This is a genomic window from Kitasatospora putterlickiae, from assembly GCF_039527695.1.
GTDB classification, from domain to species: Bacteria; Actinomycetota; Actinomycetes; order Streptomycetales; family Streptomycetaceae; genus Kitasatospora; species Kitasatospora putterlickiae.
In genome coordinates this window covers 1-9,312 of the sequence record NZ_BAAAKJ010000324.1, presented here as the reverse complement: position 1 = coordinate 9,312, position 9,312 = coordinate 1, and the positions used below count along the sequence as shown (strand labels likewise).

The 9,312-nt window shown below is 72.8% G+C and carries 8 protein-coding genes; 5 read left to right on the top strand and 3 right to left on the bottom strand.

Annotated features, from left to right (window positions below; genetic code table 11):
* Positions 1-203: 203 nt before the first annotated feature.
* Positions 204-1,364, top strand: coding sequence for an alkaline phosphatase PhoX (locus tag ABD308_RS30755; RefSeq protein WP_344342300.1), 1,161 nt, complete (start codon positions 204-206; stop codon positions 1,362-1,364).
* A 126-nt stretch (positions 1,365-1,490) separates the two neighbouring features.
* Here the strand turns inward: ABD308_RS30755 and ABD308_RS30750 are convergent, their stop codons facing one another.
* Entirely contained in the window at positions 1,491-2,543 is a 1,053-nt protein-coding gene (locus tag ABD308_RS30750) for a hypothetical protein (protein ID WP_344342298.1), read from the bottom strand.
* Between the two features lie 383 nt (positions 2,544-2,926).
* Here ABD308_RS30750 and ABD308_RS30745 point away from each other — a divergent pair, with 383 nt between their 5' ends.
* Complete coding sequence (locus tag ABD308_RS30745; protein ID WP_344342296.1) at positions 2,927-4,162, top strand: M64 family metallopeptidase; 1,236 nt, start codon at positions 2,927-2,929, stop codon at positions 4,160-4,162.
* A gap of 94 nt (positions 4,163-4,256) precedes the next feature.
* Positions 4,257-5,606, top strand: a complete 1,350-nt coding sequence (locus ABD308_RS30740) for an MFS transporter (RefSeq protein WP_344342294.1) — start codon at positions 4,257-4,259, stop codon at positions 5,604-5,606.
* Positions 5,607-5,627: 21 nt separating this feature from the next.
* Here ABD308_RS30740 and ABD308_RS30735 read toward each other — a convergent pair whose 3' ends face one another.
* Complete coding sequence (locus tag ABD308_RS30735; protein WP_344342292.1) at positions 5,628-6,452, bottom strand: BRO-N domain-containing protein; 825 nt, start codon at positions 6,450-6,452, stop codon at positions 5,628-5,630.
* A 145-nt stretch (positions 6,453-6,597) separates the two neighbouring features.
* Positions 6,598-7,419, bottom strand: a complete 822-nt coding sequence (locus ABD308_RS30730) for a maleylpyruvate isomerase family mycothiol-dependent enzyme (RefSeq protein WP_344342290.1) — start codon at positions 7,417-7,419, stop codon at positions 6,598-6,600.
* A gap of 175 nt (positions 7,420-7,594) precedes the next feature.
* On the opposite strand from ABD308_RS30730, the gene ABD308_RS30725 reads away from it, so the two are divergent.
* A complete protein-coding gene (locus ABD308_RS30725; RefSeq protein WP_344342288.1) occupies positions 7,595-8,392 on the top strand; it encodes a carbon-nitrogen family hydrolase in 798 nt (265 codons plus the stop codon).
* A 165-nt stretch (positions 8,393-8,557) separates the two neighbouring features.
* Positions 8,558-9,312 (top strand): GntR family transcriptional regulator (locus tag ABD308_RS30720; protein ID WP_344342286.1); only part of this gene is annotated, 755 nt, incomplete at its 3' end.

Sequence of the window (9,312 nt, the reverse complement as noted above, 5' to 3'; positions counted from 1 at the left end):
TCCCCCTCGCCGCGTCCGGGCCCCCTCCTGGTAACCCTGCGTGGCCGCATCGTCGGTGGACGGTGAACAGTGCTGTTCCCGGGGTGCGGGAGAGCCGTTCACCATTCGTTGCCGGCACGGCCACCCCCGCTCCCTAGCCTTCGGGCGCGCGTCCCCGCCGTCCGACCGGGCGGCGGACCATACGCTTCCCCCCGGGAGTCAGCATGGAACGACGTACCTTCCTGCGCGGCGCCGTCGCCGGTGCCTCGGCCGCCGCCTTCGTCGGCACCCTCACGCACGGCGCCGCCTACGCGGCCCCGGCGCAGAACGGGCCCGGCCCGTACGGGGCGCTCGGCGCCGCCGACGCCAACGGCGTCCAGCTTCCCTCCGGCTTCACCAGCCGGGTCGTCGCCCGCTCCGGTCAGGTGGTCGCGGGCACCTCGTACACCTGGCACAGCGCGCCCGACGGCGGGGCCTGTTTCGCCGACGGGACGGGCTGGATCTACGTCTCGAACTCGGAGATCAACCCCTCCGGCGGCGCGGGCGCCCTGCGGTTCAACTCCTCGGGCACGGTCACCGGCGCCTACCGGATCCTGTCCGGCACCCGGCAGAACTGCGCGGGCGGCGCCACCCCGTGGAACACCTGGCTGTCCTGCGAGGAGGTCAGCCTCGGCTACGTCTACGAGACCGACCCGTTCGGTGTGAACGCCGCCGTCCGCCGCGACGCGCTGGGCAGGTTCAAGCACGAGGCGGCCGCCGCCGACCCGGTCCGCAAGGCGGTCTACCTGACCGAGGACGAGAGCGACGGCTGCTTCTACCGGTTCGTCCCGACCACCTGGGGCGACCTGTCCGCCGGCACCCTGCAGGTCCTCAAGGCCGGCACCGCCACCTCCGGCACCTTCACCTGGGCCACCGTCCCCGACCCCGACGGCGCCCCGACCACCACCCGCAACCAGGTCACCGGCGCCAAGCGGTTCAACGGCGGCGAGGGCTGCCACTACGCCAACGACACGGTCTGGTTCACCACCAAGGGCGACAACCGGGTCTGGCAGGTCAACCTGGCCGCCGGCACCTACGAGCTGGCCTACGACGACTCGCTGGTCAGCCCCGGCACCGCGCCGCTGACCGGCGTGGACAACGTCACCGGCTCCACCTTCGGCGACCTGTACGTCGCCGAGGACGGCGGCAACATGGAGATCTGCGTCATCACGCCGGACGACGTCGTCGCGCCCTTCCTGCGGATCACCGGCCAGTCCTCCTCGGAGATCACCGGCCCGGCGTTCTCCCCCGACGGCACCCGCCTCTACTTCTCCAGCCAGCGGGGCACCAGCGGCAGCTCCTCCGGCGGCATCACCTACGAGGTCACCGGCCCGTTCCGCCGCTGACGGGTGAGAAGGGNCCGGGCCCCTTCGTTCCCTCGGTCCCGGCGGAGCTCAGGACCAGGCGGTGTCATCGTCGGCGACGGTGTTCTCCGGGTTCGTCGGCATGCTGTGCTCCGGCCTTCCGGGGCGTCAGCCCTGGGCGCGCAGACGGCGCACGGCGACGACCATGCCGGCACCGAGCGCGGCGAGGCCGGCGGCGAGGCCGGCGAGCAGGCCGTTCGGGGTGCCGGCGCCGGTCTCGGCGAGCTCCGGCGTGCCGGCGGGCGCGGCGGTGACGGGCGCGGCGGTGGGCTTGGCCGCGGGGGTGGTGGGCTTGCTCTCGGGGGTGGCGGGGGCCGCCGGGGCGGCCGCGGTCTTGTCGCTGACCGGGTTCGCGGGCTTGGCCGGGGCGGTGGCGGTGGCGGTGGGCTTCGGGGCGGCGGGCTTGGCCGGGGCGGGCTTGGCCGGGGCGGGCTTGGTGGGGGCGGGCTTGGTGGGGGTGGGCTTGGCCGGGGCGGGCTTGGTGGGAGCGGGCTTCGACGGCTTCGGCACCGTGACGGCCACGTCCCGCTGCTCCCAGTCGCTCTGCCTCTTGTCCTCGCTCGTGGCGGAGAGGCCGACGTGGAGCGTCTTGAGTCCGGCGGGGGCGTCCGCCGCGAGACCGATCCGGAAGGTGGCGTGCTCGGCCCGGCCGTTCGCGACCGGCAGCCCCTTGGCGGGGGTGGCGAAGAGCGTCGGGTCGCAGCCGCGCACCAGGGGGAGCTTCTGCCAGGCGCCGGTGGTCCGGTACTCGACGGTCAGGTACTTGGAGGCGAGGAACCGGACGCCGCCGTCGTCGTCGCCCTCGAAGCCGGCGGAGACGGCGAGCGAGGGCACCACGTTGCGGTACGGCGCCCCGGTGAAGTTGCTGACCCCGACCCCGAGTTCGAGCTTCGGCCCGCCGGCCTTGAGCGCCAGGCCGGAGGGGGTCATGTGGAAGCCCACGCCCGGGCCGCCCTGGTGGACGGGGGCGTCCGCCTTCGGCGCGGCCTCGGTGCCGCTCGACGCCGCGACCTTGGCGCCGGCCGGTGCGCCGCAGGCCCAGGAGGACTCGGCGGTCAGCAACTGGACGGAGCCCGCGAGGACGACGGTGGCGGCGACGGCGGCGATCCGGCGGCGACGGGTGGTGGCGGAGGTGTTTGCGGAAGCGGGCTTGATGGACATGGACATGACAGTGCCCCCGAGATCTGATGCGGGTGAATGAGTTGATGGATGTGAAGGTGACCGGCCTGCTCCTGCTGAGCAGTTGCGCCCCCCGGCCTCGCCGGTCTCGCTCCCGCTTCCTTCGTCCTTACAGACATTGGTCGGGTCCGAAGGGTTGCGGGCGGTTCGGAAATTTCTTCGGGAGTTTTAGGTGACCTCCGCATCACGGATGGTGATGATTGGGCATCTGATCGGATTCGTAGGTATGGCTGGTTGGATTCTTATGGTTCGTCCAGATCGGTGATCTTTTCGGCGTTCGGTGAGGGCGACACACCGGACGGGTACGTCTTCGCGTCCACCACCCGGGCGACGCCGGGTGACCGGAACGTCGAGGACACACCCGTATGCCGCCTGGCAACCCTGGCCGGATCGTCCGGAGTCTGGCCGCGCTCGTGCTGGTGTCCACCGCCGTCCTCCCGGCCGCGCTGGAACTGGCCGGGCCCCCGCCGTTCGGGGTGATCGGACCCGGAGCCCCCGCCGACCGCGCGGTGCCGCCGCACGCCGCGGTGCAGCAGGCCGACCTGTACGCCGCCGGCGAGGCGCCGACGATCGACATACGGCGCACCGGCGACCCGGCCAACCGGATCACCCTGGTCCTGCTCGGCGACGGCTACACCACCGGGGAGCAGGAGCTGTTCCGCGCGCAGGCCGACCGGGCCTGGCGGGCGCTGATGGACATCGAGCCGTTCCGCAGCTATCAGGGGTTCTTCAACATAAAGCGGGTCGAGGTGGTCTCCCCGGTCTCCGGCATCGCCGAGACCGAGAACCGCGGCCGGCGCCCCGCCACCCCGCTCGGCATGCACTTCTGGTGCGAGGGCACCGCCCGGCTGCTCTGCGCCGACGAGGAGGCGACCGCCCGCTTCGCCGGCCACGGGGAGGGCCCGCAGTACCTCATCGCGCTCGCCAACTCCACCGAGTACGGCGGCGCCGGCGGCACCGGGGTGACCACCCTGGCCGGCGGCAGCGCGGACGCGGGGCGGATCATCCAGCACGAGATAGGGCACACCGTCGGGGACCTCGGCGACGAGTACGACAGCGCGCCGGACGACGCCGACTACCCCAACCTCGCCACCGACGACGCCGAGGAGATGCGCCGCAAGCAGACCAAGTGGTGGCGCTGGCTGGGCGCGGAATCCCCGGACGGCGCCGGCCCGATCGGCGCCTACCGCAGTGCCAACGGCATCTACCGGCCCACCCGGGACTCGGTGATGCGCACCCTCGGCGGGGCGTACAACCTGCCCTCGCGGGAGGCCATCATCGAGGAGATCTACCGGCGGGTCAGGCCCACCGACAACCCCGTCCCGGCGCCCGGCGACGTCACCGGCCGGCCCCGGCTGGAGGTCCGGCCGGTCCCGTTGTCCGGCGCCCGGCAGCTGCGGGTCGACTGGACGGTGGACGGCGTCCCGGTGGAACCGCAGGCGGCCGACCACAGCTGGCTGGACACCGCGGCGCTGCCGCTGGAGCCCGGGCACGGCGCGACCGTCACGGCGACCGTCCGGGACACCACGGACTGGGTCCGCGACGAGACCTTCCGCGACCGCTACATGACGCGCTCGGTCTCCTGGACGGTGGTCGGCTGAGCCGGGGCGCCCCGGGACGGACCGGATGGTTCGCATCCGTCCCGGCCACCCCGACCTGGGCGTTCAATGATGGGATGACTAATCTGGGGCCACTATGACCGTGGAGCCCGCCAGTTCAGTCCGCCCCTCGCCCGCCCCCGCTCCCCGTGCCGACGCCGGCCCCACGCCCGGCCCCGCCGCCGTCCACCACCCACCCGGTGGGCGGGCCGCCTGGCTCGCCTGGTCCATCGGCGTCAGCGTCTACGTCCTGGCCGTCATCCACCGCACCAGCCTCGGCGTCGCCGGCCTGGACGCCGCCGACCGCTTCGGCATCGGCGCCTCCGCGCTCTCCACCTTCTCGATCCTCCAGGTCCTCGTCTACGCGGCCATGCAGATACCCGTCGGCTTGCTGGTCGACCGGTTCGGACCGCGCCGGGTGCTGCTGCTCGGCGTCGTGCTGCTCAGCACCGGCCAGCTCGCCTTCGCCTTCTCCGACTCCTTCGGCCCCGCGCTCGCCTCCCGGGCGGTGCTCGGCTGCGGCGACGCGATGACCTTCATCAGCGTGCTGCGGATCGCCGCCCGCTGGTTCCCCGCCGCCAAGAACCCGCTGGTCGCCCAGCTGACCGGCCTCGCCGGCATGAGCGGCAACCTGATCACCACCGTCGTCCTCGCCCAGGCCCTGCACAGCGAGGGCTGGACGCCCACCTTCACCGCCATCGCGCTGCTCGGCGTCGCCGTCTTCGCGCTCGTCGCGCTCTTCCTCCGGGAGGCGCCGGACGGCCCCGCCGGGGCGCTGCCGACCACCGCGCCGCCCAGGATCGGCGTCAGGCGCCAGGTCCGGGACACCTGGCGGGAGCCGGGCACCCGGCTGGGGCTCTGGATCCACTTCACCACCCAGTTCCCCGGAAACGCCTTCGGCCTGCTCTGGGGCCTGCCCTACCTCGTCGAGGCCCAGGGCATGACCCGCGCCGCCGCCGGTGGGCTGCTCACCCTGCTGGTGCTCTCCAACATGAGCTTCGGCTTCCTCTTCGGCCGGGTCCTCTCCCGCACCGCCCGGGCCCGGATGCCCATCGTGCTCACCGTCATCGGCGCCACCGCGCTGCTGTGGGCGGCGGCGCTCGCCTGGCCCGACGGCCACCCGCCGCTCTGGCTGCTGGTCGCGGTCGTCCTGGTGATGGGCAGCAACGGCCCCGCCTCCCTGGTCGGCCTCGACTACGCCCGCGCCCGCAACCCCGTCGAACGCCTCGGCACCGCCTCCGGCATCGTCAACATGGGCGGCTTCATCGGCACGATGATCACCCTCTTCGGCATCGGCGTCCTCCTCGACACCCTCAGCCCCTCCGGCGCCGACACCTACACGGCGACCGCCTTCCGCTGGGCGTTCTGCTGGCAGTACGTGCCCCTGGCGGTGGGCACCCTGATGATCCTGCGGCTGCGGAAGAAGCTCGCGGCGGCACCGGCGTAGGGTTTCCGACCTGCGGATACGTCAGCCCCTGTACGCGCGCATGAACTCCGCGATCTGAGGAGGCGTCCCAAGGATCCTGGCACCGTGCAGTTCCACGAGCAGACTCCCATGACCGCAGGTCCGCGTCGCGTCGGACTCCGGCGCGGCCTGGGCCTCGTTCCGCATCCGGACGAGGTCCACGATCCGCAGCTTCGGGCAGCCCGGGACCACCCGGCTGCCCCGGATCCCGACGTGCTCCCCGCCCTGGCACTCGAAGTACGGGCCGAACGGCGGCCCGCTGTCGTCCGGCCCGGGTAGCCACAGGACCATCTCGCCGTGCCGGCAGCTGACCGTGCCGTCGGAGCGGACGGTGAGGTCCGGCCAGTCCTCGTGCTCGATCCGCGCGACGACGTACACCTGCCGCCCGATCGCCTCGGTGAGCGTTTCCGCCATCCGCCGCCGCTGGGTGGGGACGTCGGTGTCCCCGCGTCGGATGGAGCGGAGAAGGTCTCCGGTCACCCACTCCTGGAACGACTGGGCGTTGGGCTTGGTCGACTTCATGATCAGGCTGTAGAGGCCGGCCTCGTTGATCACCCCGCGCTCCGGATTTCCCCGCGTATAGGGTTTCTCACCTGCGGAAACGTGATTACTATCAGTCTCGCTGATGGTTACCGAGCGCAGGTCGACGATGCGCGTGTTCTCCGGCTTCACCACCCTGTGGGCCTCGCTGGGGTTACCGCGCCCCAAGATCCGGCACACGTCCGCCGTGACGAACCACGGCTCGCCGTCGATCATCACGACCCTGATCGGCTGGCCCGTGACCGGGAAGCTCGACCGGACCAGCACCATCGTCTGTTCGTCGTCCATGGGGACGCCCCTCCTTCATCCGGGTGGCTGTCCGGATCAACGAGGCCGAACGAACGGGGCTACTGGTCCCAACGTGACGCACGGGAGCACGAGGTGCACTCGCCCGGCGTGCACGGTGCGTGTACGCCGGGCGGGTGATGAACCGCTACGGGGTGACGGAGAAGTTGGCCAGGACGCGGTCGGCGAGTTCCTTGTCGCCCTCGACGGTCACCGGGCCCGGGCGGCCGCGGCCGCAGGCGAGGCGGACGTAGGTCTCCCAATCGAGGGTGAGCTGGACGTCGGGCGCGAGGCTGATGGACTCGTCGATGGTGCCGCGTCCGGCGGAGTCGACCCGTACGGTGCGCAGGAACTCGACCGGGCCGGTGACGTCGATGACCAGGGCGGTCCCGGCCGGGGCGCCGGCCTGGTGGGCGACGGCCTTCGGCAGGCCCTCCAGCAGGACGTCGCGGGCGATCAGGGCCGCCGGGGAGTCGAGGTCGCCGGGGACGCCGAGGGCGCGCCGGAGGTCCTGCTCGTGTACCCAGACGTCGAAGGCCCGCAGCCGCAGCAGCTGGTGGTACGGGACGTCGCGGCTCTGCGGGCCGGCCGGCCAGCGGACCGGCTCGTTGGGCATCTGCTTGGCGTTCCGCAGCGCGCGGCAGCGGCGGATGATCGTGTACTCCAGCTCGCTGGTCATCTCCAGCGCGGTGTGGCAGCGGCGCTTGTCGACGGGCAGTTCGAGGTAGCGGGCGGCGTCGGTGGTGACGTGGCGCAGGTCGCGGGGGAGGGCGTGGATCGGACGGGGGTCGCCGAGGAGCTCGGACTCGACGGCGATCACGTGCGAGACGACGTCGCGGACCGACCAGCCCGGGCACTCCGTGGCCCGGTTCCAGGAGCCCTCGGGCAGGGGGGTCACCAGTTCGGATATCGCCTCGATGGACTGGGTCCACGCCTCGGTGTAAGCCTGCACGGTCTGGTTGTCCGTCACGGGAATCTCCGGCCCTCCGTCAGCTGCCTTGCCGCGCGTGCCCGCGGTCTTCTGGGTCGGCCGGGAAAGTCCGGCTTTCGGGCGCACACGCTAACCGCACGTTACGCTGCCGGGTGAGAGCAGGGCAGCGCTTTCGGGTGACGATCGTAGGACTCTTGTCGTGGACGGTGGTACTGTGCGCGCTTCATTGATCCAACTCGCGGTCTCCGACGCCGAGCCACCGGCCGAGCGGCGAGCCCGCGCGGCCGCGCTGGTGCGGGCGCAGCGGGGATCCGACCTGGTGGTCCTGCCCGAGCTGTGGCCGCTCGGCGGGTTCGCCTACGACCTCTGGTCGGACGGTGCGGAGGCCCTGGACGGGCCGACCTCGGACGCCATGGCGGCGGCCGCCAGGGCGGCGGGCGTCTGGCTGCACGCCGGTTCGATCGTCGAGCGGGACCCGGACGGGCCGATCTACAACACCTCGCTGCTGTTCGCCCCGGACGGCGAGCTGGTGCACACCTACCGCAAGATCCACCGCTTCGGCTTCGACAGCGGCGAGGCGGTGGTGATGGGCGCCGGGCAGGAGATCGTCACCGCGGTCACCGACGTCGGCACGCTGGGCCTGGCGACCTGTTACGACCTGCGGTTCCCGGAGCTCTTCCGGGCGCTGCTGGACGCGGGCGCGCAGGTGCTGGTGGTGCCAGCGGCCTGGCCGGAGCGGCGACGGGAGCACTGGACGCTGCTGGCCCGGGCGCGCGCGGTGGAGGAGCAGGCGTACGTGCTGGCCTGCAACACGGCGGGGACGCACGGCGGGGTCGAGCAGGCGGGTCACAGCATCGCGGTGGACCCGTCGGGCCGGGTGCTGGCCGAGGCGGGGGCGGGGGAGGAGGTGCTGACCGTGGAGTTCGATCCGGCGGAGGTGGCGAAGGCGCGCGCCGGGTTCCCGGTGCACCGGGACCGGCTGCTGGGGATCCCGGCGCCGGTGCAGCGCTGACGGGGCCGGCCGACGGGCCGGGGCACGGGGGCGCGCCGGGGCGTATGGGGGGCTTGTACACGTCGGTGTCCTTTTTGAGAAGATGAGCCCCCGTCGTGTTACCAGCCCGTACGTCGCCGGTCTGTCCCCGTCAGGCCGTCCAGCCCGCCCGAGGAGGTCGCGCGCATGTTCGGCACCGGCGCGGGCGACACCCGTCCCGTCATCCAGCGCAACAGCCTGCGCGAGCAGATCGCCGGCGCGCTGCGCGAGGAGATGATGGCCGGCCGGCTGGCGGCCGGGCGGAACTTCACCGTCAAGGAGATCGCCGAGCTGTACGGGGTCTCGGCGACCCCGGCCCGGGAGGCGCTGGTCGACCTCTCCGCGCAGGGGCTGCTCCGGGCCGAGCACCACCGCGGCTTCACCGTTCCCGAGTTCGGCTGGGACGACTTCCGGGAGATCTTCGAGTCCCGGGTGCTGATCACCGACAGCTACTTCCGCCGGCTGGCCGCCGACCCCGGCGTCCGGGACGAGAGCCGGCTGACCTCGCTGCGCCGGCGGGCGGACGCGGCGCTGCGGGCGTCCCGGGCGGGGAACCTGGACGTGATGGTGGGCTGCGACCGCCGGTTCTGGCAGGAGGTCGGCGGGCTGCTGGGCAACCGCCGGATCGCCGACTACCTGGACTGGCTGCGGGTGCAGTCGTGGATGTTCGCCGCGCGGTACCTGCGGACGATGCCCCAGCTGGCCGGGGTCTGCTGGGACGGCCACCTCGACCTGGTGGACGCGATCGAGGCGAACGACGTGCCGCGCGCGCACCGGGTCGTCTGCGAGTACAACCTCTTCACGGTCGGGCTGCTGGCCGAGCTGGCCGGTGAGTCGGTGGAGACGGTGGGGGTGCTGCCGCTGCTGACCGGGCGCCCGACCGGCGCGCCGGGCGGCGGCGG

What these genes read in the sequence shown, in the direction of transcription:
- ABD308_RS30750 (WP_344342298.1), bottom strand. Translation starts at nt 2,543, where the DNA reads ATGTCCATCAAGCCCGCTTCCGCAAACACCTCCGCCACCACCCGTCGC.
- ABD308_RS30740 (WP_344342294.1), top strand. Translation starts at nt 4,257, where the DNA reads ATGACCGTGGAGCCCGCCAGTTCAGTCCGCCCCTCGCCCGCCCCCGCT.
- ABD308_RS30745 (WP_344342296.1), top strand. Translation starts at nt 2,927, where the DNA reads ATGCCGCCTGGCAACCCTGGCCGGATCGTCCGGAGTCTGGCCGCGCTC.
- ABD308_RS30755 (WP_344342300.1), top strand. Translation starts at nt 204, where the DNA reads ATGGAACGACGTACCTTCCTGCGCGGCGCCGTCGCCGGTGCCTCGGCC.
- ABD308_RS30735 (WP_344342292.1), bottom strand. Translation starts at nt 6,452, where the DNA reads ATGGACGACGAACAGACGATGGTGCTGGTCCGGTCGAGCTTCCCGGTC.